The following is a 25,630-nucleotide window of genomic DNA, read 5'->3' as shown; positions in this document are numbered from 1 at the left end:
ACGCGTTCCCTTTCTCGCAGGACAGTTGTCTCTGCGAGCGTCTAGATAGGGTCCGACAAACCGGAGCCCCATCGACGGGTTATCCCCAAGGCGTCATTCATCCACAGGTGCGCGGCCTCATTTGCTCACGCCATCGCGGCCAACCAACCCCGGTACTCGGTGATGTCACGGCCTTGTGTGGGCGCGATATGGTCACAACCGAAACCGGTGATCCAGCGGCCGTCGTCGAGCTCGACCTTCCCGAGCAGCATCGGCGCCGGCAACTCGGCGAGGAACTCCCCCAGCGCGGCCGGCGACAACAGCCACCGCTCACCCACGATCGGTGCCCCACCCTCGGCGACACGCGTCAGGCCTGGCTTCGGCGGAACCGTGTCGAGGGCAAAGAGGCGATAGTACGGCGCGGTGGTGATCGGTCCGGCCCAGCGCGCACCTCGCCCGGTGAGCTGATGCTCCAACGGCTGCCCGCGCAGATGCGCACCGAACACCGCGAGCTCGGCCAGTGGCGCACCGCCCGACTCGGGCCAGGTCTCGGGTGACGGAACGTCGAGGAACCGGGCCGCCAGATCGGCGATGACGCCGTCGTGGAATCCCGGCGCCAGCAGGGTGATTCCGAACTGTGCCCCATCGGCCACCGTCCCTGCGGGAACCGAGATGGCGCACATGTCGAAGAGGTTGCAGAAGTTGGTGTATCGGCCCATCCGGGAGTTCACGACGACCGGGTCCGCCGCGACTTCCTCGATGCGCGGATGCTCGGGCGCGGTCGGCACCATCAGTGCGTGACACCTCTCAAGCTGCGCCAGCGCCTTGCCGCGTAGCTCGTCGACACGTCGCCGGTCACGCAGCAGGTCCGTGGCCGAATATGCGCCGGCCGCAGTGATGATCGCGGCCACGGTCGGATCCAACTCCACGTCGGCGCCCGCCGTGCTGACGAACTCCCCCACCGCATCCCACCGTTCGGCGACCAGGGCACCGTTGTAGAGAAGGCCGGCCGCGGCGAAGAAGTCGTCCATCGGGATCGGGACCGTCTCGAATCCGGCGTCCTTCGCCTGGCGTACGGCGGCGTCGAAGGCGGCCTGCCATTCGTCGTCGAGCCCATCCAGGGTGTCCGGTATCGCGATTCTGGGAGTCACCGGTGCGGCGTAGGGGACGTCGGCCGGCCACTGCCGTTGCGGCGCACCGGCACTCATCACGGCCATTGCCGACTGGGCCGTGGCCAGGTCAGCCGCGAAGATCGTCACACAGTCATAGCTCGCACACGCTGGGACGACACCCTCGGTGGAGACGAGGCCGACCGTGGCTTTGATGCCGACGATGCCCTGCAATCCGGCCGGAACCCGACCTGACCCCGCGGTGTCGGTGCCGATCGCGATGTCGGCGAACCCGAGCGCGACGGCCACCGCGGAACCAGAACTCGATCCGCCGGAGATGTAGTCCGGCCGACGGGAATCCCGCACGGCGCCATAGGGACTGCGGGTTCCGACCAACCCCGTGGCGAACTGGTCGAGGTTGGTCTTCCCGATGACGACAGCACCGGCGGCCTTGAGAGCGGTCACCGCCGGTGCGTCGGCATCGGGAATATAGCTGAAATCTGGGCAGGCCGCAGTGGTCGGGATCCCGGCGACGTCGACGTTGTCCTTGACCGCCAGCACCAGCCCGGCCAGTGGGCCGTCGGCGGCAAGCGCCGTGCGGTAATCGCTCTCCACCTCAGCCTGCGGACGTAGGTGGATGAACACCTCGTCGCGTCCACTGGCTTCGACGTTCCGGTAGATCTCGGCGATCTTGCTCACGCAGACTCCTTCCGTACGAATTCTCCTGCCGCCGCCCAACGCTCGCGCTCCTCGGCGCGGGCCGCTTCCATCTTCGCGCGGGTTGCGGCGATGTCGTCGGCGTTCGCGGCCAGGAACTGCTCGTGCTCTGCCAGCGAGAACGTCCCATCGGTGATCTCGACGTGGCCTCGCCCGGCCGCCATGTCGGCGCGTAGATCCAGCAGTTCCTCGGCGGACACCGGGTACCACTGGATCCGGTCGAAAAAGCGCAACAGCCATGGGTGTTCGGGATCGAAACCCTGAGCGACCAGCGGGTGCCGATGATTCCAGATCTGCGTGGTGCGGCCGACGAACTGGTACCCGCCGGGCCCCTCCATGCCGTAGATGCACAGGTATGCCCCGCCGATGCCGACCGCGTTCTCCGGAGTCCAGGTCCGGGCCGGGTTGTATTTCGTGGTCACCAGGCGGTGGCGCGGATCCAGCGGTGTGGCGACTGGAGCGCCCAGATACACATCGCCGAGACCGAGCACCAGATATTCGGCGTCGTAGACGATTCGGTGCACATCGTCGACCGAGTCCAGGCCGTTCATCCGCCGGATGAACTCGATGTTCCACGGGCACCACGGCGCATCGGCGCGCACGCCGTGCATATAGCGTTCGATCGCCTCGCGGGTCGACGGATCGTCCCAGCTGAGCGGCAACCGGACGGTGCGACTGGGCACCACGAGATCCTGCGCGGCAGGCAACGAGGCTTCGAGCTCGGCGAGCAGAGGCACCAAAGCCGACTGCGGCAGTCGGGCCGGGTCCACCTTGACCTGCAGGGAACGAATCCCGGGCGTCAGGTCGATGAGTCCGTCGGGCCGGTGCTGCTCCAGCGCGTGGTGCAGGGCGTGGGCACGGGCCCGCAATGCCAGATCCAGCCGCATCTCGCCGTACTCGACCAGGACGTTGTCGTCCCCGATCCGGCGATAGGTGACGTTTGTCGTGCCATCCGATGAGGTTGTGCCGGCGATGATTCCGTCGTCCACGTCTCCACCGGCGGAGAACACCGCAGGGATCGACGCGCGACGCGCGGGTCCGAAGGTGGCCGGCGCGGGAGCCGCCGTCGCCTTCACCGGGACGAACCGGATGGTGGCGCCGGGGGCGAGTTGGCCCAACTTCCATCGGTCGGCGGCGGTGACGGTGACCGGGCAGACGAAACCGCCAAGGCTCGGACCGTCCGGGCCGAGCAGGATCGGGGTGTCCCCGGTGAAGTCGAGCGAACCCACCGAATAGGCGTTGTCGTGGATGTTCGACGGATGCAGCCCGGCTTCCCCGCCGTCGGGGCGGGCCCATTCCGGCTTGGGTCCGATCAACCGGACGCCGGTACGGTCGGAGTTGAAGTGCACCTCGTAGTCATGGTTGAGCAGCGTGTCGATGTCGTTGCGCGTGAAGAACTCCGGCGCCGAATGCGGGCCGACGGTCACCGCGATGTACCAGTGGCCGGCGATGGCCGGTTGTTCCTCGGACAAGATGCGCCTACGCGTACCAGCCGGCGTCTCCGCGGTTTCCAGCTTGTCCCCCACCGCCAGCACCCGGCCCTCGTGGCCGCCGAACCGGCCAAGGGTGAATGTCGAAGCGCTGCCCAGGTATTCATCGGCCTGTAGACCGCCGGCCATCGCGAGGTAGATCCGCAGGCCTGGACCGTCCACCATTCCCACGTCGAGAACTTGACCGGCCTCGACCAGGACCGGCACCCACTGCGGTACGCGGGCGTCGCCGATGCTGACCGGTGCGGGTGCACCCGTCACACACACCCAGGTATCGGTGTCGAAGCGTAGAGCCGGTCCGCCCATGGTGGCTTCCAGACCGGGGGCGCCCTCGGCGTTGCCGACTGCGATGTTGGCCAGCCGGAAGGACACGTCGTCCATGGGTCCCGACGGCGGTACACCGATCTGCCAGTACCCGCTGCGCCCCGGCCAATCCTGGATCGTGGTGGCCATGCCGGGCCGGATCACCTCGATCGCGGTCATGGGCGCGTCACCACCATGCGCACTGCTGTCGGGTCGAATCCGTTGCACGGGTTGTTGATCTGTGGGCAGTTCGACACCAGTACCAGGGTGTCGATCTCGGCGCGCAGCGATACGGTCTTACCCGGTGCGGACAGGCCGTCGACGATGCCCAGCGAGCCATCGGGATCCACCGGGACGTTCATGAAGAAGTTGATGTTGCTGACGATGTCGGCCTTGGTCAGCCCCCACCGGGCGCCTTCGCCGACAAAGTTCTCCACGCAGGCGTGCTGGTGTTTGGTGTGGTGCCCGTAGCGCAGGGTGTTGGATTCCTGCGAGCAGGCCCCGCCGAGGGTGTCGTGGTTGCCGACCTCGTCGTCGATGATGGTCAGCATCGGTGCACCGTCGCTGTCGCGCAGCACCGACCCGGTGGTCAGGAAGATGTTGCCCTGCGCCGCGATCGTGGCGGGTGCGCTGTAGCGCACGGTGTGGTCGTCGGCCCCGTAGAACAGGGTGTCCACAGCCTGGTTTCCGTGCAGGTCGACGATGGTCAGCACGTCTCCGGCGCGCACGACCTTGGACCACGGAGCGCGGGGCGCGACGATCTCGTCGACGATGGTGTGGGTGGCGGTGAGGATCATCGGGCACTCCAGACGTCTTCGGAATTCAGGTAGGCGCGTTGGTATTCGGGGTCACGGTCAGCCACGCTGGCGCCGATCTCTGCCAGGTCGCCCGGTGCAGACCAGGCCAACACCTCCAGCGATCCGACGGTGAACTGTGCTGCCGGATCGAGTGGGTGGGCAGTGTTGGCGATCGCCACGATCAGTGGCAGATGGGTGATCAGTTCGACTGCCCTGCCTGCGCCGGCCGAACCGGTGGACACCAACGTGCCGTCGAGATCGACCCGCACGCCGTGGAAGAACGACACGCTGGGCGCGACGTCACGGCGCGTCAGCCCGTTCTTGAGGGCGGCGAGCGCGAGCAGTTCACGCCCGGCGGGACTGTCCGATTCCACTTCGCCCGCGCCGTATTTGGCCGTATTGCCGGTCAGGGTGCTGGTGCCGCACAGCGCGTCGTGGTGGCCGGACGTGTCCGACACCAGCGTGGCCAGCACCCGTCCCTGGTCGCTCAGCAGGGGATGACCTTCCGAAAGGTACGCCTGCCACGGCACTTTCACGGTGTCGGCGACGTTGAGCCGCTCCCATGGCGCGTCGGCCCGCCACAGCAGCAGGTGAGCGCATGCGGTGCCGTCCAGGTCGCGTAGGCGCAGCCGAGTGCCGCGGGCCAGCACCTTGCTGGTGTAGCGGCCACCCGGAACCGTTTCAGCCCAAGTCAATTGCTCGGGCGCCACGTTCTGCGGCGGTGTGGGCCACGCCGAGGCCGGCACGACCGGCATCGAATCGGTGATTGTCCCGGCCTGGGCCCGAGCATGGTCGCGGGCTCCGGCGGTGGTCGCTGTGGTCATCCTCAGGCTCCGATCGTGACGGGTTTGGGGTGGGTCTTGCCCCGCGGGAAGCACATTGCGCCGAGGACTATCGCGGCCGCGATGCTCAGGGGTCCCGCCCACTGCAGGATCGGCATGTCCCCGGCGGGATTGAAGATCTCGGCTCGGGGCCAGCCGAGGTTGACGATCATCACCGTGCCGTAGAGGACAGCCAGGACGTTGACCGCGATGCCGAACTTGCCGAGCGAGAACAGCGGCAAGCCTTCGGCGTCGACCTGATTGCGCTGGGCGGGCCAGCCTTTGATGCGGCGATACAGCAGCGGCGCGGTCACCATCAGGTAGGCCAGGTAGATCAGGATGATGCAGACACTGGCCAGCGTCGCGAAGATCGCCGAGTTGCCGACGTTGACCAGCAGCACTCCGATGCACAGCAGACCGATGAGCACCGACGGCCAGATCGGTGTGCCGGTGTGGCTGTTGACCCGGGACAGGATCGACGAGGCCGGCAGCCGCCCGTCACGGGCCATCGAGAACATCAGCCGCGAGGCGGCGGTCTGAATTGCCAAGGTACAGATGGTGATCGCGATGCAGACGTCGACCAGCAGCACCGTCCCCCACGGTGAGGACAACACGGTGTCGAGCACGTACGGGAGGCCTTCGGTCGCCAGGCGTCCGTCGGTCAGGCTGGGGGCCGCCATGAGGGCGCCCAGGATCATCAGACCACCGCCGAGTGCTGACACTGACAGCGCCATCCTGATGGTCCGGGGTGCGACGCGCCGGGGATTGCGGGTCTCCTCGGCAAGCTCACCGGCCGAGCCGAAGCCGACCATGACGTAGGCCGCCATCAGTCCGCTCATGATCCAGGCCCAGACGTAGCCGGGTTGTCCTCCGGCGTGACCGGTGTCGAACACGACCTGTGGACCGCGCTGGGCATGGGTGAAGAACACCCCGATTACGGCAATGACGCCGACGATCTCGCAGACCACCCCCGCGCTGTTGACGCGCGACATCCATTTGACGCCAAGACAATTGATCGTCGTGGTGAGCACCAGCAGGACGGTGCCGAGCAGCACGGCGTTGGCCGCCCCGCTCGGTGAGGTCAACGCCGGGTCGTCGCCGATGATCTGGAAGCCGGACCAGATCGTGGGCAGCACCACCTGCAGCGCGATCGCCGCGGCCGAGGCGGTGACGATCTGCGCCAGGATCATGAACCAGCCGCCGAACCAGCCGATCACCTCGCCACCCATCCGGCGGGACCACTGATAGATGGCACCCGAGATCGGATAGCGCGCGGCCAGCTCGGCAAAGCACAGTGCGACGAGGAACTGTCCGAGGAACACCGCGGGCCAGGTCCAGAAGAAGGCGGGACCGCCGAAGCCGAACCCGAGTCCGAACAGCTGGAAGATCGTGGTCAGGATGGACACGAACGAGAAGCCCGCGGCGAAGGATTCGAACTTGCCGAGCCGACGGTGCAACTGCTGGTCATAACCGAACTCGGCGAGGTCGTCATGGTCGCCGAAACGGCCGGACACATCAGGTCCCGCGGTAGCGCTGCTGGTCATAGGCGTTTCTCTCAGGCTCTGGGGCGGTGCCGCCAGCTTCTTAACTGTCACTCGATAGATAAGCCTCTCGGCGTGACCGAGCTGTCACCCGCGTGTTTCGTTCATGTAGCGAGCGGTAAGCATTGCGTTGCCGAAACCTCACCGAGCCGGTGTGCTGTCACAATCACCGACATGGCTGTGGCTGCGTTGGACGATGCCTGCCGGCGCATTGCGTCGGCGGACAACGAGCACGACCTGGTGACAGCCGGTGCCCAGGCCCGCGACGCGGTGCTCAAGGTGATCGAAGCGCGGGTCGGTGCGGCGTCGGTCGCCGCGGCGTGGTCGTCGGTCATCCGCGCGGCACTGTCCACCGCGGCGCGACTGGTCGCCCCCGGGCTCGACTGGTATGCCTCGGGCAGCGTCGGCCGCGGAGACGCACTACCCGGATCCGACCTGGAAACCCTCGTGGTCCGCGGCTCCGACGTCACGCCGGATTCCGCCCTGGCCCAGGCAGCGCACGTGCATGAACTGCTGGGTTGTTGCGGGTTCCGTGCCGACGACAACGGCGCGGTCGCCTCGCGGGTGCGGTTCAACCGCACCGCCCAGGACTGGGGTACAGGGATCGGCGGATGGGCCGCGGACCCGTCCGCCGACCGGGGTGTCGTGATGATCGGCCTGCTGGCCGACGCCGTCCCCGTCGGCCCAGCTGTCGGCGACAGCACCGACCTGCGCGAACAAGCGGGTATCGCGGTGCGGGCGCAGCCCACGGCGCTGGCGGCGATGCTGCAGGACGCCACCTTTGCCCGCGCCTACATCCCGTCCCGGTTGCGCACCCTGACGTCCGTCGACGTCCGGGTAGACATCAAACATGCCGCCGTCGACCCGGTGGTCCGGATCGCGCGCTGGGCCGCCCTCAGTTGCGGCTCGGACGCGCTGCTCACCGCCGATCGCATCGGCGCGGCCGCAGGTACCCGCTACCTCGATCCCGACGACGCCAGGGCACTGGCCAAATGTCACGCGATCGGGTCCAGCATCCGCTGGCGGGCGCGGGCCGCACGATGGGACCCCGCCGACTCCGACGACCGCATCGATGAACACGTCGAACTCTCGGATCTGTCACCCCAGGACCGCACCGCTCTGCGCAGCATCGGCCGCGAACTCACCGGCGTGCGACGCAAACTCGACTATCTGGCGTCGACGTCGACGTTCTCCGCATGGTGACTGAGCTCGGCGAGGCCGAGCGTCATGCGTTGGCCCAGACCGTCGCCGCCGAACGGCTCGAAGGCTGGCGGCCCACAGCCGAACAGATCGACTCCCTGACCGCGTTGCTCACCGGCGCAACGACGTACGGCGAGTACCTGGGACGGCATCTCCCCCATCCGCGTCCGCCTTCACGCCGGCGGGTGTTCGCGCGTCGCCGTCCATATTTCATTCCCGGAACATCGTTGCTGCGCAACAACTTCGGCGTACATGACGCCACTGTCCTGACGCAGCTGGAATTCGTGGCGACCGCAGGCCGGATCCTGCAGGTGCATCTTCGTTGCCAAGACTCAGATCTGGACGTGCGATCGTTGCACCGACAGGTGTTCGGCGACGTGTACGCCTGGGCCGGCGAGCCCCGAATCGTCGAACTCCGCAAGGGCGACAGCGCGTTCGGGCCGTGCTCACATATTCCGCGGGCACTGGCCGCGTTACAGGCCGAAATCGACCGGCTCGCCGGCGAGGGTGCCGACATCGACGACGGCACACTCTCCTACCGTCTGTCCCGGATCTATGCCGACTACAACCAGATTCATCCGTTCCGAGAAGGCAATGGACGCACCGGAACCCTGCTGCTGCATCTACTCGCCCGCCGGGCCGTACGCCGGCTCGTGCTCGATGGAATGTCCCGTTCGGAGTGGATCGACGCGTCCCGGGACTCAATGCCGTTCCGGCGCGACGGTCGCGCCGACCCTCGGCCGTTCGTGGCGGTGCTGCGCGGACGGCTGCAGCCGGCGAGGATAGTGGAAGCCGATGTCTGACGGTCTTCCCCCGCACGGCCGGGCGATCAGTGCCGACGAGGCCGACCGCCTTTGGGCCCCATGGACACCAACCGAGGTGACAAAGCGGTTGGCCGGCGTCGACGCACCGTGGTGTGTGGCCGCGGGCTGGGCGATCGACCTGTACCTCGGTGATCCACCGCGGCCACACGCCGACATCGAGATCGCCGTCCCCCGCCGCGACTTCTCGCAAATCGCCGATGCGCTAGCCGGATTCGAGTGGGACGTGGCCGGTGACGGCCGGCTGTGGTCGTTCAGCGACGTCGGCGATCATCCCGACCTGCACCAGACTTGGTGCCGCGACCCGGCCACCGGCCGATATCACCTCGATGTGTTCCGCGAACCCCACGACGGCGACCAGTGGGCGTGCCGGCGCGACCCGGCGATCACCCTGTCCTACGACGAACTCATCCGGGTTCGAGACGGGATACCGTACGTGATCCCCGAGGTCGCACTGCTCTTCAAAGCGCATCGCACGGCACCCAAGGATGAAGACGATTTCCGTCGCGTCGCACCGCGACTCGCAATCGACGCGCGGGCACGCCTCATCGGCTGGCTGGCCCGAATCTACCCGGACCACCCCTGGCTGAACCGGCTACGCGCCTGAGCGCCTAGGGATTCGGATCGGTCAGATACCGCTGCACCGTCGGCCCCATCCACGCGACCAGCTCATCGATACTCGCCGAGGCCATCGGTTCGATCTTGAGCTGATAGCGCGCGAACGCCAGACCAACCAGGTGCACGGTCACCAGCTCGACGCGCAACTCGGCATTGTCGACACCGAACTGATCCGCGATCTGCTGGGCCACCGGACCGGCAAGGGTGTCGTGTAAAAGCTTGCGCGCCAAGGGATGGATGTCCGCTGACCGGAACACCGTCAGCAAGAGATCGAAGGACGCTCCCGCGTCCCACCGCTGAACGACATCGCGTACCAGCCGTGCGCCGATCTCACCGGGTCCGTCGTCGAGCAGATTCGCCAGTTGATGCAACGGATGCTGCGGGGTATCGAGCACCGAGGCATTGAACAAGCCTTCCTTGTTGCCGAAGTGGTAGTAGACCATCGCGACGTCCACGCCCGCCTCTGCGGCGATCCTGCGCACCGTCGCCTTCTCATACCCGTCACGCATGAAGTGCTCGCGGGCCGCGTCGACGATCCGCTGCTTGTTCTGTTGGCCCGTGCGCCACCGGCCGCTACGCCCGGTCTCCGACATGGCCCGAAGTTTAGTTCAACAACCGTTGACCTATGCGGAAGACGAGGCGTAGCGTTTTCTTCAACAGCAGTTGAAGAAAGGAGCTCGACATGGCACAACGGCGACTCTGGTGGCGGCACACCATCTCGGTGCTGATCGCCCCAGCGACGATGACGATCTTCATTCCGGCCTTGATCATCTGGACGACGGGCGTGAAAGCCCCTGATCTGACCACCACTTCGGGCCTACTGCTCGCCATCGCGGGCGCGGCATTGATCGCGTTCGGCCTGTGGTTCCTGGTGTGGACGGTGATCCTGTTCGACCGCATCGGCAAGGGCGCCCTGGCCATCGGATCCCCGGTCAACCTGGTGGTGGAAGGTCCGTATCGACACGTCCGCAACCCGATGATGACCGCGGTGTTCTGCATCCAACTCGGTACCGCGGTGGCCACGGCCTCGCCCTGGCTCTTCGGCTGGTTCGCCCTGTTCTGCACGCTGACCGTGATCGCGATTCCGGTCTTCGAGGAACCCCACCTCCGCAGACGGTTCGGTGCTCAGTACGACGACTTCCGGCGAAACGTTCCACGGTGGATTCCGCGCCCGACCGCGTGGGTTCCCGCGTACACCGGCCTGGACTCCACACCGGCGCACGGCCAGCCTCGATGACCGCAGAGGTAGTGATCGTCGGCGCCGGTCCGACCGGGCTCACGATGGCGATCGAACTGGCCCGGCGGGGCGTCGCAGTCCGCATCGTCGACGCTGCCGCCGCGCCGACGACCGAAACCCGCGCGCTCGGCGTCCAGCCGAGAACGCTCGAGCTGTTCGACAACTTGGGCCTGGCGGAAGCGGCCGTGGCCGGCGGTGTCCCGGTCACGGAGTTCAATGTCTTCAGTGAGGGAAAACGATTCCTGCACATCGACATCCACGATCTCGCCACGCCGCACCCCTATCTGCTGATGCTGCCGCAACCACAGGTGGAAGCACTGCTGACGGCCCGCCTGGCCGAGTACGGTGTCACGATCGAACACGGCGTCGAACTGACCGCCCTCAGCCAATCCCCCGGCCACGTCCGAGTCACTCTGCAGCACCGCACCGGCCTGGCCGAGCAGACCCACGCGCCGTGGGTCATCGGCTGCGACGGCGCCCACAGCACGGTGCGACACCAGATCCGAGTACCGTTCGTCGGCGCGGCATTCGAGGAGAACTTCGCCGTCGCCGACGTCCACATGGACTGGACCCTGCCGTACGACATCTTCTACTCGTTCCTCAACCGGGGCCGGTTCGTCGCCTACTTCCCGATGCCCGGCAACCAGCACCGGCTCACCATCGCGTACCGACCCGGCCAATCCCCCGTCGGCGACGTGACTTTCGAGGAGCTGCAGTCCGCAGTGGACCGGTGCGCGCCTGCCGGGGCCCGCGTCGCCGAGATCACCTATGCCGGCCGGTTTCGCATCAACCAACGCAAGGTGGCCAGGCATTCTGTCGGTCGGGTGTTCCTCGCCGGCGACGCCGCGCATGTGCATTCCGTGGTGGGCGGGCAGGGCATGAACACGGGTATCCAGGACGCGTTCAACCTCGGCTGGAAACTGGCTGCCGTGGTGCACGGACAGGCTGCGCCCGAGCTACTGGACAGTTACGCCGCCGAACGCTCCCCGGTGGCACACCGGCTGGTCAAGGGCACGCGAAGAGCAACCCGGATGACCCTGTTGCGCAACCCTGTTGCCACGTTCGGCCGCCGTCATCTGGCACCGCACGTCACCGCGCGGCCCGCCGTCCAGCGGGTCTTGGAGCGCGCACTGACCCAGCTCGACGTCTCGTACCGCGACGGAGCCGGCGGCACCAACGACACGCACCTGGCAGTCGGCGACCGCTTCCCGCGCATGGAGGTACTCGACTCAACCAGGTTCACGCTGCTGTACTCCGGTCCGAAGCCACGCGGACTCCACGCAGCCATCGGGGCTCATGCGGAGCTGATCGAAGTCCGGCACGACACCGCCACAGTGGGAGGCGCGGGCCTGACGCTGGTGCGTCCCGACGGCTACCTCGCACTGCTCGACGCCGATGTTCGCGAACTCCGTGACTATCTCGACGACACCTTCACCGCTCCCGCGGCCGGGGAGCACATCGCGTAGGCGGCATGACCCGATGCCGAAGGCCCCGACACCGTGGGCCGTCGCCTCAGTCCGATGGGTCGGAATCGCGGTGCGCTTCCAGCAGCCTGAGCCACACCTCACTGATCGTCGGGAAGCACGGCACCGCATGCCAGAGGCGGTCGATGGGGACCTCGCCGGCGACCGCGATCGTGGCCGAGTGCAGCAATTCGACCACCCCGGGGCCGACAAAGCTGGCCCCGACCAGGATTCCGCGGTCGAGATCGACGACGAGCCGAGCCTGCCCGGTATAGCCGTCCGCGTAGAAGTTCGCCCCGGGAACCGTTTGACCGATGTTGACGTCGACGGCCTTCACGCGACGTCGCTGCTGGGCAGCCTGCGCGTAGGTCAGTCCCACCGAGCCGGCTTCGGGATCGGTGAAGAATGCCTGCGGCACCGCGAGGGTGTCTGCCGTGGCGAGATGCGGACCCCAAGGTGATGTGTCGAGCGGAAGCCCTTGTGCGCGAGCGCCGATGACGTTGCCGACGATGCGCGCCTGATATTTACCCTGGTGGGTCAGCAGCGCGCGATGGTTCGCATCGCCCAGTGCGTACAACCAGTCACCTCCAACCTCACGGACAGTGCAGGTGTCGTCGACATCGAGCCATGATCCAGGCGACAGCCCGATCGTCTCCAGCCCGATATCGGTCGTATTTGGCGTGCGCCCGGTGGCGAAGAGGATCTCGTCGACAACGAGACGGTCACCGTCACTCAGGATCACTTCCACCGGTTCGGCCGGCGACGTGCGCCGCAGCGCGGTGACCGTCACCTCGGTGCGCACATCGACGCCGGAAGCCGAAAGGCCCTGACGGACATGGTCGCCGACGAAGGTCTCCATCTTGGGCAGGAGGCGGGGGGTGCGCACCAACAATGTGACTTCGGAACCGAGTCCCCGCCAGGCCGTCGCCATCTCTACTCCGACTCCCCCACCGCCGACCACCGCCAACCGTGGAGGAACGTCACTGCTGTCGGTGGCTTTGCGGTTCGTCCAGGGGTGCGCGTCGGCCACGCCGGGTATGTCGGGTAGCGCCGCCGTGCTGCCGGTACACACCGCCACGGCCTCGCGGGCCGTCAGCACTCGGGGCTCCCGGCCGGCCGAAGTCACTGTGACACGGCGTGGGCCGTCGAGACGTCCGTGGCCCCGAATCAGGTCGACACCCATGGCGGCGACCGTTTCGGCCTGGCCACCGTCATTCCACTCGGTCACGTACCGGTCCCGACGGCCGAACACGCCCTTCACGTCGATGGGGTCCGAAACTGCCTCGCGCGCACCGTCTATGCGCTGGGCGTCGGCGATCGCGAGTACCGGGCGCAAGAGCGCCTTGCTCGGAACGCAACCCCAGTAAGAACATTCACCGCCGACGAGTTCGCGCTCGATAACCGCAACGCTCAGGCCGGCGGCATGGGCCCGGGCGGCGACGTTCTGCCCCACCGGGCCGGCGCCCAGAACGATAACGTCGTAGATACCGGTGTCGGAGCCCTCGGCTGGTGTTGATTCGGAGTTCTGGATGGTCAATGGTCAATCCGTTCCGTGTGTAGTCGTTGGGTGGTGGTCACGTTCCTGTAGCACCCAGGAATTGCCGTCGGGATCAACGAAGTCCGCGAAGCTCGCGTGGTCCGATCGATTCGGGTCTACGCCGGGCAGAAACCCACCACGCCACCCGCCGTCGATGTCTTTGTGCCGGATACCGCCGACGGCAACGCCTCGCCCGGTGAGCTCGTCGCGGTAACTCTCGATATCAGACACCACCAGGTAGATGCCGCGCTGGCTGCCCGGCATCGCGTCGGTCAATCCGACTCCGAACTGGATTGAGGTGCCCGACCCGGGCGGCGTCAGTTGGATCACGCGAAATTCAGGCGTCGGTGCGTAGTCCACATCGAGTACGAATCCGAGCTGGTCCCGATAGAACCGCAACGACCGGTCCGGGTCGGACACCGGCACGGTGACGACTTCGAGCCTGGCTTGGATCGTCACCGTTCGTCTTCTGACCGGCCGAGAATCTCTGCGGGGTCCAACCCGCGGTCGACGCCGTGTGGCAGGACGTTCTGTCCGGGTTCCAATTCCAGCTGCCGTCCGTCGAGGTGGACATCGACCTTGTCCGGCTCGAAAGAGATGAGGTTGCGCACTCTGGCAACCTCTGTCCAGGCCTGTGTATACGACCATGCAGCCCGGCGCCGGTCGCCGATGTCGTAGTAGCTGGCCAAACCTTTGTACGGGCAGAACGTCTGCCCCTCAACAGGTTTCAGGGCGGATTCGTCGATGTCCGCACGAGGCACGTACCAGCGGACCGCGAATCCCGATTCATACAGCGCCAGGGGGTGGCTCGTCTCGGCGATCACCCGGTCACCGTGACGCACGATCAGGTTCCGGGATGTCGAGCGGATGTCGATGCGGTGGTACGCATCTGCCGCGTGACCGACAACGCGTTCATCCTCTTCGAAGAACGCATCCATCGCCCGCCAGGCGAACGCGAACCGATTCTCGAGTACACCGGCGTACGAAGGAAGAGAACTGAATCGCCAGGCGGCCCGTTTGACCGTGCGCTCTACTGACCGGGCACTGAACCATTGCACCGGCCCCAGCTCGGGGTGCTCGGTGACAACCCCTTCAGCATCAAGAACCTCCGGACTTAGGTCGTCAGCAGGAAAATAAGCGACCGGATAGCGCCCCGGCTCGTGCAGCAGGACGACGTTCTGACTGTCGGCAATCCACTTGTCGCCCAACTTCACCCGCATTCGACGCCGTAGTGGCTCAGCGAACAGCAGTCGTTCCGGCAACGGTTGCGGAGTCAGAAACTGGCCGACGGACCCGGAGGCCAGTGGACCCTGTTGCCAAGCCAGTCCCATGGAATTTTCCCCGCTCTTCAAGTAACCGTCCGCATCGACCGATCGCAGTACGCAGACACCACAAGTTCGATCATTGGGTCTAATAACCCAATATTCTGGGTCACATCACCCACTTTTGTCCAGAGGTATCCCCATCCGGCCAAAACGCCGGGTCCGATCAGGACTTGGCGCTGCGCCGCGAGATCGCTCGCCTTGAACGCTTCTCAGGGGTCACCGCAAAGGACGCGACATAGTCGACCGCCGCTCCGACCACCGCACAGAACGGCTCCGGGTGACCTGTGGCGAAAGCCAGCATGGTGCCGCCCTGATGCGCAGCGACGAGCGCCACCGCCAGGTGATGCGGGTCGGCTTGCTCAACGAGTTCGCCCTTGCTGCGCATCGCACTCAGCCCGGCGCAGAACAGGTCGATCCACTTCTCGTAGCCGGCGGCCAGGTCATCAAGGACTTCGGCTTCTTCGAGAAGCTCGCCGGTCAGTGAGCCGTAGATGCACCCGCCACGGAGATAGACCGTCTCGAGTTGGCGTTCACAAGCTTTGGCCCAGGTACGAATCGCTGCGATGCTGCCGAGCTGCGAGAACTCCGGCCGCCTGTGAAACTCAAGGACGTCGTCTGCCCGTGCCGCGATCACCTGCCGGGTCAGATCCCGCTTGCCAGCGAAGTAGTGGGCGATCTGCGATCCGCTCACGCCGACGGCCCGGCGCACATCATCGAGACTGGTGCCGCCGACACCGTCACGGAACATCAGTTCAGCGGCACCGTCGATGATTCGAGCCCTGGTCGCCAGCCCCTTGCGCGTGAATCGCTGCGACGCGTCGTCAACCACAACTGTCGGCTTACGCCGGCCCCGCTGCCGACGCGGGGGACGCGCAACCCGCTCGGCGGGATCAGCGGCGAACAGGCGGAGGTAATTGACCACAAACCGGAGCGTGTCACTCAGCGGCCACTCCTGGCGGTAGGCGAATGTGAGTGTGCCCGCACCCTGATGGCCGGCGACGACAACCATCGCCAGCGCCTTGGGGTCCGCCGATGTCACCAGCACCCCGCGATCCAGCATGCGCTGAAACGACTGCTCCAGCTGGGAGATCCATTGTTCATACCCGGCGGCCAGCGCCTGCCGCGTTTGCTCGTCGGACTTCATCAGCTGACCCGCCAGCGCGTGGTAGGTCGGCGTTCCGGTGTAGCCGATCTTGCGCAGGTAGCGCATGTTGAGGTCGAGCCAGCGCTCGAAGTCGTCGAAGGTGTCCAGCCCACCGAGCATCGGCTGGCGGTGGAAACCGAGCACGACCTCCATCTGCCGTTCCATCACCGCCCGGATCAACGCCTGCTTGTCGGCGTAGTAGTGACTGAGTTGCGAACCGCTGACGGAGGCGACTTGCCTAACCTTGTCGAGGCTCAGCCCGGACAGCCCATCATCGAGGATGACCCGCGCGGCGGACTGCAGTATGCGTTCGCGGGTGGCACGGCCCTTGGCCGTAAATCCTGTGGAAGGGCCTGCGGTGTACATTTGCCGACCAGTCTACCGCCCTCCCACATTATGAGATTCATGATTAAGGCGGCACGCCGAAGCGCCGCCGCGAGCCCGCTGATCAACCAGCAATTGACGCCGCCCTCCCGCGGTGCAATATTGGGGTCAGAAACCCAAAATTGCCGACCGTCTGTCCTGGCCCTCTGGCGACTCGCCGAGCGCACAGCACGGCATCGGGAAGGAGCGGCATGGCCAGGCTGCTTTCGGTAAATGTCGGAATGCCCAAAGATGTCTCCTGGCAGGGCAAGACGATCCATACCGGGATTTACAAAGAGCCCGTCGAGGGATCCGTTCTGGTTCGCCGACTCAATGTCGACGGCGATGGGCAGGGCGATCTCAACGGTCACGGTGGCGAGAACCGGGCGGTCATGGTCTACCAGGCCGAGTCCTATGACTACTGGCGACGCGAGTTGGGGCGCGATGACCTGTCACCCGGACAATTCGGCGAAAACTTCACCGTGTCCGGACTGCCGGATGACACCGTTTGCATCGGAGATCGATACCGGATCGGCGACGCGGAATTCGAAGTCACCCAACCCCGCGTCACCTGTTTCAGGGTGGGTATGCGCCTGGGAATAGCGGACATGCCGAGACTTCTGGTAGCCCATCATCGCCCGGGGTTCTACTTCCGAGTGGTCACCGAAGGACGGGTCTGCGCCGGCGATCAGATCGTCCAAACCCATCAGGGCCGACACCGATTGTCGGTCGCGGCGGTCGACGCAATGCTCTACCTTCCAGATCCCGACAAACACGGCATGCGTCTGGCCGCCGAAATCCCTGCATTGAGCCCTGGATGGGCGCAGTCGTTCCATGAGCTGCTGTCGGCGGATCCCCCCGCCGAACCCCAACCGGCTTGGCGGGGTTTTCGTCCGATGCGCATCGGCGCCATCCGCCGCGAGACCAGCAACGTAGCGTCGTTCGAGTTGCTAGCGGATGAGCCCCTCCCCGCTCCGCTGCCGGGCCAGTATGTGACTGTCCGCATCGCTACACCCGGGCAGCCCCCGGTCGTACGCAGCTATTCACTATCGGGAGCCCCGGCGGGTGACCGGTACCGAATCAGCGTGAAGCGCGAACCTCACGGCTTGATCAGCCAGTGGTTCCATCACACGGCCACCGTCGGCACCTCTGTAGACATCGGGGCGCCGCGTGGGGATTTCCACCTTGACGATTCCCCGGGCCCGCTCATCCTGATGTCGGCAGGCATCGGTGTCACGCCAGTGCTGGCTATGCTGCATCACCTGGCGACGACGTCCAGCTCCCGACGCATCATCTGGGTCCACACCACGCATGACGAGTCCTCGCACGCGTTCCGCGACGAGATCACCACGTTGTTGATGGCACTGCCGAATGCCGAACGGCACGACTTCTACACCGCGGCGCCCGGTCGGCGGCTTGACGACACGCGGATCGCTGCGCTGGGACTGCCGGCGAACGCCACCGCCTTCGTCTGCGGACCGTCGAAGTTCATGGAAGACATGGCTTCTGCTCTGACCGCTGCCGGAATCACGCGCATCCACTCGGAATTGTTCGGTGCCCGGCAGGCGGTCAATCCAGGATCCCTGCCGACAGCGCAGGTACGTCGTCCGCACCCCCCAGCCGGCGAACCCGGAACCGGCGCTGCAGTGACATTCGCCCGTGCAGGACTGACCGTGCCCTGGTCGCCGCGATACCGCACCGTGTTGGAACTGGCCGAGGCCTGCGACGTCCCCACGCAGTACTCCTGCCGGAGCGGCGTATGCCATCTTTGTGCGACCGAGGTGGTCACCGGCAGCTTCGATTACGTCACCGACCCCCTTGACCCGCCTGCCCCCGGATCGGCCCTCATCTGTTGCGCTGCGCCCAGCGGTGAACTGGTACTGGACCTCTGATGCCCGCCGGTGGATAACCAGCGATCCGAAAGGGCGCTCTCACACTCGGTCGAGCACCTGCCGCTCCTCCTCCTGCACGGGGTCGGGACGCAGATACAGCACCAGGCAGGCACAGATGAGGATCATCGCCGTTGACGGAAACCAGATCGCCACGACAGCGGAAGCGCCGAACACCCCGATCGTGACGACCGAACGCATGCGGAGTAGGCGGCGCAGTCTGGTGGAGGCTGCCTCGTGCGAGGGTTGGTCAACCGCCTCCCAGCACAACCCCACGTATGTCACGTTGACGACAACAAAAATCAATGCGTAGAGAACGACCGGCGCCGACGCCAATCGAGTATCCGCGATCCACTCTGTGGCGAACGGGATCCAAGACACCGCGAACAGGTGCAGGAAATTGGACCAGACCAACCGAGGCGTCGTTGACTGCGCATAGCTCAACAGATGGTGATGGTTCATCCACACAATCGCGATGAAAAGGTAACTCACTGCATAGCTGAGCGCTGTGGGCCACAACGGCAGCAGCGCTCCAAATGTGTCAGCGGGCGGGGGTTTCAACTCCAAAACCAAGATGGTGATGAGCACCGCGAACACGGCGTCGGAGAACAGTGCCACCCGCTTCGGGCGCGATCGCTGCACAGTCAATGAAGCACCTCCGCTCGCGTGGGGCGTGTGTTGCCCGAATCATAACCCGATTGGGTCATCTACCCCAATACTTTCCCCACCCCGCGTCTTACACGCCGCGACTTAGGTGCATTCCCCCACATCGATGGCTCAAAAGCCAGCTACGCCAGCCGCACCGAAGCGTCATATTGGGTTGCATAACCCATTTTCTAGGTTACATTGATCTACACCACCCCCATGCACGGCCAACTTACAAGGAATCACCATGACGACATCTGCAAACCGGACGAAACTACTTGACACAGTCAATATTTCGACGATCGATGCAATCGCGGCCATCGTTGGCCGTTACGGCCTCGTAGTGGTCATCGGGTGGATCGGCGCCCTCAAGTTCGCGGACTTCGAGGCTCAACAGATTCAGCCGCTGGTTGCCCACAGCCCGTTCATGGGTTGGCTGTACAACTTTCTTCCGGTCTACCCGTTCTCCGCGCTGCTCGGCGTATTCGAGCTGACCGCGGCCGTGCTCATCGCGATCAAGCCGATCGCCCCGAAGCTGTCGATAGCCGGCAGCCTGTTGGCGATACTGCTGTTCCTCGCCACCGTCAGCTTTCTGTTCACCACTCCCGGTGTCACCGAACCCAAGGGCGGCGGGTTTCCCGCGTTGTCACTGACTGGCGAGTTCCTCTTGAAGGACATTCCACTACTCGGGCTTTCCTTCTGGACGCTGTCCGACTCCATCAAATCCGCACGTCAGCGGTCAACCCCTGCTGAGCAGTAGCTTGTTGCGCCCGAACGGCCGGGCCGATCCATCCTCGGCCCGGTCGTTCGCCGCCCGAGGTCCGTCGACAGCGGCCAATCGCACTTTCGCATCACCCTGCGTCGATCTCTTCAGGCAGGTCAGACTGGGTTGGACACTCGCGACGGCTCCCGCCCGGGATTACCCGGGTGTGAGCTCGCGTTGTCGCCAGAGACCGCGACTGAAAGTGAGAACCGTCGATGGGCACCCCACTGCACCTCGCCGTCGCACTCGATGGCACCGGCTGGCACCCGGCTTCCTGGCGCGAGCCGCTGGCCCGCCCTGCCGAAACACTCACCCCGCGGTACTGGACCGACCTGGTCAGCCAGGCCGAACACGGCCTGCTCGATTTCGTCACCATCGAGGACGGGCTCACCCTGCAGTCCGACCATCCCTTCCGCCGCGATGACCGCACCGACCGGGTGCGCGGGCGCCTCGACGCCGTACTGATCGCGTCCCGCGTCGCACCCCGTACCCGCCACATCGGCCTGGTGCCCACCGTCATCACCACCTATACCGAGCCGTTCCACGCATCCAAGGCGATCGCCACCCTCGACTACGTCAGTACCGGCCGCGCCGGGGTGCGGGTCCAGGTGGCCTCCCGTCGGGATGCCGCAGCCCATTTCGGCCGACGACGCCTGCCCGACGAACGTGCCGTACTGAGTGCAGAGTTGTTCGACGAGGCGGGCGACTACGTGGAGGTGTTGCGCCGGCTGTGGGACAGCTGGGAGGACGGCGCCGAGATCCGCGACGTGGCCACCGGCCGATTCATCGATCGGAACAAGCTGCACTACATCGATTTCCAGGGCGCCTCGTTCTCCGTCAAGGGCCCCTCGATCACCCCACGGCCGCCGCAGGGGCAGCCCATCGTCGCCGCTCTTGGCCACGTCGACCCCGCTTACCGGCTGATCGCCGGCAGCACCGACGTCGGTTTTGTCACCCCCCACAGCGTCGATGAGGTCACCGCCCTGGTTGACGCCATCGCCGCACCGCGACCTGCCGATGCCGCTGCGGTGCGGGTGTTCGCCGACCTGGTGGTTTTTCTTGACGACACGCTCGACGCGGCACGTGCGCGACACGAACGCCTCGACGAGCTCGCAGGAGCCGAATACCGCAGCGATGCCGAGATTTTCGTCGGTACGCCCGCGCAGCTGGCCGATCTGCTGGATGCCTGGCATACCGCCGGAGCCACCGGCTTCCGGCTGCGTCCGGCCGCACTCCCGCACGACCTGCAGCAGATCACCGATGTGCTGGGCCCCGAGCTGCAGCGCCGCGGCCTGTTCCGCCAGTCTTACGAGGCATCCACCCTTCGCGGTCTGCTGGGTCTACCCCGCCCGGCCAACCGCTACACGACCGTCTGACATCGACAGGACACGCGCATGAGCAAGCCCGTCAAGCAGATTCACCTGGCCGCGCACTTCCCCGGGGTCAACAACACCACGGTCTGGAGTGACCCCGCATCCGGCAGTCATATCGAGTTCGATTCGTTCGTGAAGTTCGCGCAGACCGCCGAGCGCGGCAAGTTCGACTTCATGTTCCTGGCCGAGGGGCTGCGGCTTCGCGAACAGGGCGGCCAGATCTACGACCTCGACGTGGTGGGACGCCCCGATACCTTCACGGTGCTGGCCGCGCTGGCCGCGGTAACCGACCGGCTCGGCCTGGCCGGCACGATCAACTCGACCTTCAACGAACCCTATGAGGTGGCAAGGCAATTCGCTTCGCTGGACCACCTCTCCGAAGGCCGGGCCGCGTGGAACGTCGTCACCTCGTGGGACGCCTTCACCGGAGAGAACTTCCGTCGCGGCGGCTTCCTGCCCGAGAACCAGCGCTACGAGCGAGCCGAGAGTTTCCTGGCCGCCGCCCACACCCTGTTCGACTCGTGGCGGGGCGACGAGATCGTCGCCGACAAGGACGCCGGTATCTTCCTGTCCGATGCCACCGCCGGCGAGTTCGCTTACCACAACGATCATTTCGACATCAGCGGTCGGTTCAACGTCCCGCGAAGCCCACAGGGACGCCCGGTGATCTTCCAGGCCGGAGACTCCGACCACGGACGCGAGTTCGCCGCCGCGGCCGCCGACGCCATCTTCTCGCGGTACGGGACGCTGGAAGACGGCCAGAAGTTCTATGCCGACGTCAAGGGTCGCCTGGCCAAATACGGCCGTCACCACGACCAGTTGCTGATCCTGCCCGCGGCCACCTTCGTGCTCGGCGACACCGACGCCGAAGCTGCTGAGTTGGCCCACGAGGTCCGTCTGGCCCAGGTATCCCCCGCCACCGCGATCAAGTTCCTCGAACAGCTGTGGAACCGCGACCTTTCCGCTCATGACCCCGACGGGCCGCTACCCACCGTCGACCCGCTGGTCGGTGAGAACACCATTGCCAAGGGCCGGGCCAGTGTGCGTATCCACCGCGACCCGATCGCGGTCGCCAACGAGTGGCGCGCCAAGGCCGAAGCCGAGAACCTGACGACCCGCGAGCTCATCATCGAGGTCACCGGACGACAGAACTTCGTCGGCTCGGCGACCACCATTGCCGAATCCATCAACCATCTCGTGCAGTCGGATGCCAGCGACGGCTTTATCCTGGTCCCCCACGTCACGCCCGGCGGGCTCGACCCGTTCGTCGACCGCGTCGTGCCGCTACTGCAGGAGCGTGGTGTGTTCCGCACCGAATACGAGGGGACGACGCTGCGAGAACACCTCGGACTGGAGCTACCCCAGCCACGTCAGGATCGCACAGCCGCAACAGGATAGAGGCCTACTCGGGGGCGTCGGGCTCGGCGCGGCTCTTGTACTCCCAGCTCGCCCCCGCGGTCAGCGTGCCGGGTTCGAGCTCGGTACGTCCGGCGTCGCGGACATGCACCGTCTGCGCGAGGATCTCGTCGGGCTTGCCGCCGATCACGATGACCGGGTGCTCGTATTCGATGCCGTAGAGCTTGAGCGCGGCGTGCACGGCGTGTGCCGCGGCCTTGCCCCGCGACATCTTCGCGTTCGAGTTGACTCTGATCACCAGCCGGCGTTCCGGCGCTTCGGTTTCCTCGGCGTCTTCGGCATCCATGGCCATCAGCCTACGGCCGCCATGTTGCACGACCCGAACTTGATGCTCCTATTGATGTCAAGCGATTTGGAGCCAGTGTCTGTAGGTCTCGGCGAAGCTGTCGTCGCGCTGTAGGCCGCGTTCGATACGAGAGATGACGGTGGGCCAAACCCCGAAGTGGTTGGCAGCGGCGGTGACGGTGATGTTTTTGGCTTGCCGTGCTGGGCGCAGGTCTGCGTAGTCGGGTACGGCGATCTGGCGGGTCAGCAGTTTGAAGATTTCTCGCGCTATGGCCCGCTTGAGTTTGCGCAGGACCTCCATCCGGCTCTTGCTGTGGCCGTTGTTCAGTTGGCTCTGGGCATAGTCCTTGGTCGGCTGATGGTGGGACAGTCGCACCAACGCGACGCGATGCAATGCGTTGTTGGCGGCGCGGTCCCCGCCGCGGGAGAGTCGATGTCGGTTGGTCTTACCCGACGACGCAGGCACCGGCGCCACTCCACACAGCGCAGCGAACGCCGCCTCACTGTGCAGTCGGTGCGGGTTGGCCCCGGCGGTGATGAGAAGTTGGGCTGCGGTGTCCGCGCCGACGCCGTAGGCCGCGCGCAGCCCGGGATTCGCTTGGGTCACGAGCGCATCGATCTGCGCTTCGAGTGCCTCGGCTTGGGTTTCGAGGAACTGCACCCGCTGGGCAAGCAACTTGGCCGCGACGAGCAGCGACTGCGCCCACGGTTCGACCTGTGCGTCAGGGCGGCACCGGGCGAGTGCCTCGATCAACTTCAATGTCGTTAACCCACGGTACTTTTCACGCACCACATCCGGCGCCGAGACCAACATGGCCTTGAGCTGATTGATGACTGCGGTGCGGTGTTTGACCGCCGAACGACGAGCAATATGCACAGCCCGCAGCCCCGCGGTGGCATCGTCTTTGGGGGGTGGCCAGCCCATCGCCGGCCAACGCGGTACGGGCAGCACTGTAGGCGTCCAGCGGGTCGGACTTCCCTTTGAGCCGGCGGGTGGACTTGAGCGCCCGGGTGACTTCTACGACCTCGATACCGGCAGCGGTCAGTACACGGGTGAACCCGGCCCCGTAGCTGGCGGTGCCCTCGACGCCGATCCGCTCCACCTGTCCCAACGAGGTCAGGAATCGGATGGCCGCGGCATAACCGGTGCGCGTGGTCGGGAACTCGCGGTCACCGATCACCGCACCAGTCATCGAGATCGCGGCGACGTGCATGGTATCGGCGTGAGTATCCACACCGGCGACGACGAGCACAGATTCTGTCAAGATGATGGTGTCCCTTCTGACCAGCGTTAGGTGGGGCACACACCGGCCAGGGCGGGCAGACAAGACATTGATGAGGAACGGCCAGGCTCCTGATTAGGTCATGTCCGTCCTGTCCGGCGTGAACAAGACGCGCACCACACAGGCCGGACAAATCAAGCTAAAGACAACCCAGCAGGGCGTCAGTCAGACCCAGAGTCACGACCTGCGCGGTAACGCTCTTCCATCATCAATGTCGGACCCCTCTGCTTTGATGGTGTCATGTCTTCGGGCGCAGCTTCTTTCACTGGTGGGGTGAGCCCAGTGCAGCGGCTGGAGATGTTGTTCGACGAGGTCGCCGAGCTGACCGGCCAACGCAACGCGATCGACGCACGCATCGTGGAGATCGTCGCCGAGATGGATCGCGACGAGCTGTGCGGCGCCACCGGCGCCCGCTCGATCGAGGCGTTGGTGGCCTGGAAAACCGGAATCACTCCACGCAACGCCGACACCGTCGTGGCCGTCGCGCGCCGACTCGAAGAATTCCCCCGCTGCGCGCAAGGAATGCGTGAAGGCCGGCTGTCGCTGGATCAGGTCGGGGTCATCGCAGAGAAGGCCGCCGATGGCTCCGATGAGCACTACGCCGAGTTGGCCGCCGTCGCCACCGTCCGCCAGTTGCGTACCGCGGTCAAGCTGGAACCACGCCCCGAACCCGAGACCCGGGCCGAACCCGAGCGTTCGATCACCAAGATCGTCGAGGACGAGTACACCACCTGGCGGATCCGGTTGCCGCGGTTGGAAGCGGCGAAATTCGACACTGCCTTGCAGTCGCATCATGATGCGGTGATCGCCGACTGGAAACACGATCACGACATCGACGGTGAAGCCGAGCAGGCGCCGCCGTTCCCTGGCCTGGTGGACGCGTTCATGAGCCTGGTGGAGGCCAGCTGGGACGTCGAGGCGGCACGCCGCCCGCACGGGCAGCACACCACCGTGGCCGTGCATGTCAACCTCGACAAAGACGGCGACAAACCAGTTGCTGCACTGCATCTGGGGCCGCTGCTGACCGGGGATGACCGGCGCTACCTGCTCTGCGACGCCACCTGTGAGGCCTGGTTCGAGCGCCAGGGGCAGGTGATCGGCACGGGCCGCACCACCCGGACCATCAGCCGCCGCCTCCGCCGCGCCCTCGAGCACCGCGACCGGTGCTGTGTCGTCCCGGGCTGCGGATCCACCCGTGGATTGCACGCCCATCACATCGTGCATTGGGAAGACGGCGGACCCACCGAACTCCACAACCTCGTGCTGGTGTGTCCATTTCACCACCGGCTACACCACCGAGGCGGCATCACGATCACCGGCCCCGCCGACCGACTCGTGGTCACCGACAGCACCGGCAAACGGTTGCTGGGCAGGTCGCTGGCCCGTCCACCCACCACGCCCCCACCCGATGTCCCGCCGTGCCCCGGACCTACCGGTGAGCGCGCGGACTGGTGGTGGTACACACCGTTCCAACCCAAACCACCGCCTAAAGTCGCTTAGCCCGGCGGGCA

At 65.8% G+C, this 25,630-nt stretch carries 24 protein-coding genes; 10 read left to right on the top strand and 14 right to left on the bottom strand.

The window, feature by feature from the left end; genetic code table 11:
- Window positions 1-125: 125 nt before the first annotated feature.
- From atzF to AC4LGL_RS09055, 5 genes are read right to left on the bottom strand one after another with little or no spacing between them, the layout of a single operon-like run.
- Complete coding sequence (gene atzF / locus AC4LGL_RS09075) at window positions 126-1,787, bottom strand: allophanate hydrolase (RefSeq protein WP_491838412.1); 1,662 nt, start codon at window positions 1,785-1,787, stop codon at window positions 126-128.
- Entirely contained in the window at window positions 1,784-3,778 is a 1,995-nt protein-coding gene (locus tag AC4LGL_RS09070) for a 5-oxoprolinase/urea amidolyase family protein (protein ID WP_491838411.1), read from the bottom strand. Before AC4LGL_RS09070 ends, atzF begins: the two co-directional genes overlap by 4 nt.
- Window positions 3,775-4,395, bottom strand: a complete 621-nt coding sequence (locus AC4LGL_RS09065) for an urea amidolyase associated protein UAAP2 (RefSeq protein WP_491838410.1) — start codon at window positions 4,393-4,395, stop codon at window positions 3,775-3,777. Before AC4LGL_RS09065 ends, AC4LGL_RS09070 begins: the two co-directional genes overlap by 4 nt.
- Entirely contained in the window at window positions 4,392-5,219 is an 828-nt protein-coding gene (locus AC4LGL_RS09060; protein WP_491838409.1) for an urea amidolyase associated protein UAAP1, read from the bottom strand. Before AC4LGL_RS09060 ends, AC4LGL_RS09065 begins: the two co-directional genes overlap by 4 nt.
- Before the next feature lie 2 nt (window positions 5,220-5,221).
- Window positions 5,222-6,760 carry an amino acid permease gene (locus tag AC4LGL_RS09055; RefSeq protein ID WP_491838408.1) on the bottom strand — a complete coding sequence of 513 codons (1,539 nt, stop codon included), beginning with the start codon at window positions 6,758-6,760 and terminating at the stop codon, window positions 5,222-5,224.
- 171 nt (window positions 6,761-6,931) lie between these two features.
- Between AC4LGL_RS09055 and AC4LGL_RS09050 the strand changes: the two genes are divergently transcribed.
- From AC4LGL_RS09050 to AC4LGL_RS09040, 3 genes are read left to right on the top strand one after another with little or no spacing between them, the layout of a single operon-like run.
- On the top strand, window positions 6,932-7,960 hold the full coding sequence (locus AC4LGL_RS09050) for a putative nucleotidyltransferase substrate binding domain-containing protein (protein ID WP_491838407.1): 1,029 nt from the start codon (window positions 6,932-6,934) through the stop codon (window positions 7,958-7,960).
- On the top strand, window positions 7,954-8,760 hold the full coding sequence (locus AC4LGL_RS09045) for a Fic/DOC family protein (protein ID WP_491838406.1): 807 nt from the start codon (window positions 7,954-7,956) through the stop codon (window positions 8,758-8,760). Before AC4LGL_RS09050 ends, AC4LGL_RS09045 begins: the two co-directional genes overlap by 7 nt.
- The gene (locus tag AC4LGL_RS09040) at window positions 8,753-9,385 is read left to right on the top strand and encodes a nucleotidyltransferase domain-containing protein (protein ID WP_491838405.1); all 633 of its coding nucleotides are present in this window, start codon (window positions 8,753-8,755) and stop codon (window positions 9,383-9,385) included. The genes AC4LGL_RS09045 and AC4LGL_RS09040 overlap by 8 nt, the downstream gene beginning before the upstream one ends.
- 4 nt (window positions 9,386-9,389) lie before the next feature.
- Here AC4LGL_RS09040 and AC4LGL_RS09035 read toward each other — a convergent pair whose 3' ends face one another.
- Window positions 9,390-9,989, bottom strand: coding sequence for a TetR/AcrR family transcriptional regulator (locus tag AC4LGL_RS09035; RefSeq protein WP_491838404.1), 600 nt, complete (start codon window positions 9,987-9,989; stop codon window positions 9,390-9,392).
- Between the two features lie 89 nt (window positions 9,990-10,078).
- Between AC4LGL_RS09035 and AC4LGL_RS09030 the strand changes: the two genes are divergently transcribed.
- Complete coding sequence (locus AC4LGL_RS09030) at window positions 10,079-10,633, top strand: methyltransferase family protein (RefSeq protein ID WP_491838403.1); 555 nt, start codon at window positions 10,079-10,081, stop codon at window positions 10,631-10,633.
- A complete protein-coding gene (locus tag AC4LGL_RS09025) occupies window positions 10,630-12,099 on the top strand; it encodes an FAD-dependent monooxygenase (RefSeq protein ID WP_491838402.1) in 1,470 nt (489 codons plus the stop codon). The genes AC4LGL_RS09030 and AC4LGL_RS09025 overlap by 4 nt, the downstream gene beginning before the upstream one ends.
- A 46-nt stretch (window positions 12,100-12,145) precedes the next feature.
- On the opposite strand, the gene AC4LGL_RS09020 is transcribed toward AC4LGL_RS09025, so the two are convergent.
- The 4 genes from AC4LGL_RS09020 to AC4LGL_RS09005 form a co-directional block, all read right to left on the bottom strand.
- Window positions 12,146-13,633, bottom strand: coding sequence for a dihydrolipoyl dehydrogenase family protein (locus AC4LGL_RS09020; RefSeq protein WP_491838401.1), 1,488 nt, complete (start codon window positions 13,631-13,633; stop codon window positions 12,146-12,148).
- A 3-nt stretch (window positions 13,634-13,636) separates the two neighbouring features.
- Window positions 13,637-14,086 (bottom strand): VOC family protein, encoded by a 450-nt coding sequence (locus AC4LGL_RS09015; RefSeq protein ID WP_491839311.1) that lies wholly within the window; start codon window positions 14,084-14,086, stop codon window positions 13,637-13,639.
- 2 nt (window positions 14,087-14,088) lie between these two features.
- Complete coding sequence (locus AC4LGL_RS09010) at window positions 14,089-14,964, bottom strand: DUF427 domain-containing protein (protein WP_055112366.1); 876 nt, start codon at window positions 14,962-14,964, stop codon at window positions 14,089-14,091.
- 157 nt (window positions 14,965-15,121) lie between these two features.
- Window positions 15,122-16,468, bottom strand: coding sequence for a TetR/AcrR family transcriptional regulator (locus tag AC4LGL_RS09005; RefSeq protein WP_491838400.1), 1,347 nt, complete (start codon window positions 16,466-16,468; stop codon window positions 15,122-15,124).
- A 209-nt stretch (window positions 16,469-16,677) separates the two neighbouring features.
- Here AC4LGL_RS09005 and AC4LGL_RS09000 point away from each other — a divergent pair, with 209 nt between their 5' ends.
- The gene (locus AC4LGL_RS09000) at window positions 16,678-18,357 is read left to right on the top strand and encodes an MOSC domain-containing protein (protein WP_491838399.1); all 1,680 of its coding nucleotides are present in this window, start codon (window positions 16,678-16,680) and stop codon (window positions 18,355-18,357) included.
- Window positions 18,358-18,396: 39 nt separating this feature from the next.
- Here AC4LGL_RS09000 and AC4LGL_RS08995 read toward each other — a convergent pair whose 3' ends face one another.
- On the bottom strand, window positions 18,397-18,996 hold the full coding sequence (locus AC4LGL_RS08995) for a TMEM175 family protein (protein ID WP_491839310.1): 600 nt from the start codon (window positions 18,994-18,996) through the stop codon (window positions 18,397-18,399).
- Between the two features lie 250 nt (window positions 18,997-19,246).
- Between AC4LGL_RS08995 and AC4LGL_RS08990 the strand changes: the two genes are divergently transcribed.
- The 3 genes from AC4LGL_RS08990 (at window position 19,247) to AC4LGL_RS08980 (ending at window position 22,533) form a co-directional block, all read left to right on the top strand.
- Window positions 19,247-19,759 carry a YkgB family protein gene (locus tag AC4LGL_RS08990; RefSeq protein ID WP_055112362.1) on the top strand — a complete coding sequence of 171 codons (513 nt, stop codon included), beginning with the start codon at window positions 19,247-19,249 and terminating at the stop codon, window positions 19,757-19,759.
- Between the two features lie 218 nt (window positions 19,760-19,977).
- Window positions 19,978-21,138, top strand: a complete 1,161-nt coding sequence (locus AC4LGL_RS08985; protein ID WP_491838398.1) for an LLM class flavin-dependent oxidoreductase — start codon at window positions 19,978-19,980, stop codon at window positions 21,136-21,138.
- 18 nt (window positions 21,139-21,156) lie between these two features.
- The gene (locus tag AC4LGL_RS08980; RefSeq protein ID WP_491838397.1) at window positions 21,157-22,533 is read left to right on the top strand and encodes an NtaA/DmoA family FMN-dependent monooxygenase; all 1,377 of its coding nucleotides are present in this window, start codon (window positions 21,157-21,159) and stop codon (window positions 22,531-22,533) included.
- Between the two features lie 4 nt (window positions 22,534-22,537).
- Here the strand turns inward: AC4LGL_RS08980 and AC4LGL_RS08975 are convergent, their stop codons facing one another.
- From AC4LGL_RS08975 to AC4LGL_RS08965, 3 genes are read right to left on the bottom strand one after another with little or no spacing between them, the layout of a single operon-like run.
- Entirely contained in the window at window positions 22,538-22,837 is a 300-nt protein-coding gene (locus AC4LGL_RS08975) for a hypothetical protein (RefSeq protein WP_055112357.1), read from the bottom strand.
- A 57-nt stretch (window positions 22,838-22,894) separates the two neighbouring features.
- Window positions 22,895-23,596, bottom strand: a complete 702-nt coding sequence (locus tag AC4LGL_RS08970; protein WP_491838396.1) for a transposase — start codon at window positions 23,594-23,596, stop codon at window positions 22,895-22,897.
- Window positions 23,597-23,618: 22 nt separating this feature from the next.
- Window positions 23,619-24,101 (bottom strand): IS110 family transposase, encoded by a 483-nt coding sequence (locus tag AC4LGL_RS08965; protein ID WP_491838395.1) that lies wholly within the window; start codon window positions 24,099-24,101, stop codon window positions 23,619-23,621.
- A gap of 258 nt (window positions 24,102-24,359) precedes the next feature.
- Here AC4LGL_RS08965 and AC4LGL_RS08960 point away from each other — a divergent pair, with 258 nt between their 5' ends.
- Entirely contained in the window at window positions 24,360-25,619 is a 1,260-nt protein-coding gene (locus tag AC4LGL_RS08960) for an HNH endonuclease signature motif containing protein (protein ID WP_065058728.1), read from the top strand.
- Window positions 25,620-25,630 lie beyond the last annotated feature (11 nt).

It is taken from the genome of Mycolicibacterium arcueilense (assembly GCF_058536225.1).
This window is presented reverse-complemented; position numbering and strand designations above follow the sequence as displayed.

Excerpts from the sequence above, each read along its gene's own strand:
- AC4LGL_RS09070 (WP_491838411.1), bottom strand. The coding sequence starts at position 3,778 with ATGACCGCGATCGAGGTGATCCGGCCCGGCATGGCCACCACGATCCAG.
- AC4LGL_RS09065 (WP_491838410.1), bottom strand. The coding sequence starts at position 4,395 with ATGATCCTCACCGCCACCCACACCATCGTCGACGAGATCGTCGCGCCC.
- AC4LGL_RS09060 (WP_491838409.1), bottom strand. The coding sequence starts at position 5,219 with ATGACCACAGCGACCACCGCCGGAGCCCGCGACCATGCTCGGGCCCAG.
- AC4LGL_RS09055 (WP_491838408.1), bottom strand. The coding sequence starts at position 6,760 with ATGACCAGCAGCGCTACCGCGGGACCTGATGTGTCCGGCCGTTTCGGC.
- AC4LGL_RS09050 (WP_491838407.1), top strand. The coding sequence starts at position 6,932 with ATGGCTGTGGCTGCGTTGGACGATGCCTGCCGGCGCATTGCGTCGGCG.
- AC4LGL_RS09045 (WP_491838406.1), top strand. The coding sequence starts at position 7,954 with ATGGTGACTGAGCTCGGCGAGGCCGAGCGTCATGCGTTGGCCCAGACC.
- AC4LGL_RS09040 (WP_491838405.1), top strand. The coding sequence starts at position 8,753 with ATGTCTGACGGTCTTCCCCCGCACGGCCGGGCGATCAGTGCCGACGAG.
- AC4LGL_RS09035 (WP_491838404.1), bottom strand. The coding sequence starts at position 9,989 with ATGTCGGAGACCGGGCGTAGCGGCCGGTGGCGCACGGGCCAACAGAAC.
- AC4LGL_RS09030 (WP_491838403.1), top strand. The coding sequence starts at position 10,079 with ATGGCACAACGGCGACTCTGGTGGCGGCACACCATCTCGGTGCTGATC.
- AC4LGL_RS09025 (WP_491838402.1), top strand. The coding sequence starts at position 10,630 with ATGACCGCAGAGGTAGTGATCGTCGGCGCCGGTCCGACCGGGCTCACG.
- AC4LGL_RS09010 (WP_055112366.1), bottom strand. The coding sequence starts at position 14,964 with ATGGGACTGGCTTGGCAACAGGGTCCACTGGCCTCCGGGTCCGTCGGC.
- AC4LGL_RS09005 (WP_491838400.1), bottom strand. The coding sequence starts at position 16,468 with ATGTACACCGCAGGCCCTTCCACAGGATTTACGGCCAAGGGCCGTGCC.
- AC4LGL_RS09000 (WP_491838399.1), top strand. The coding sequence starts at position 16,678 with ATGGCCAGGCTGCTTTCGGTAAATGTCGGAATGCCCAAAGATGTCTCC.
- AC4LGL_RS08990 (WP_055112362.1), top strand. The coding sequence starts at position 19,247 with ATGACGACATCTGCAAACCGGACGAAACTACTTGACACAGTCAATATT.
- AC4LGL_RS08985 (WP_491838398.1), top strand. The coding sequence starts at position 19,978 with ATGGGCACCCCACTGCACCTCGCCGTCGCACTCGATGGCACCGGCTGG.
- AC4LGL_RS08980 (WP_491838397.1), top strand. The coding sequence starts at position 21,157 with ATGAGCAAGCCCGTCAAGCAGATTCACCTGGCCGCGCACTTCCCCGGG.
- AC4LGL_RS08975 (WP_055112357.1), bottom strand. The coding sequence starts at position 22,837 with ATGGATGCCGAAGACGCCGAGGAAACCGAAGCGCCGGAACGCCGGCTG.
- AC4LGL_RS08960 (WP_065058728.1), top strand. The coding sequence starts at position 24,360 with ATGTCTTCGGGCGCAGCTTCTTTCACTGGTGGGGTGAGCCCAGTGCAG.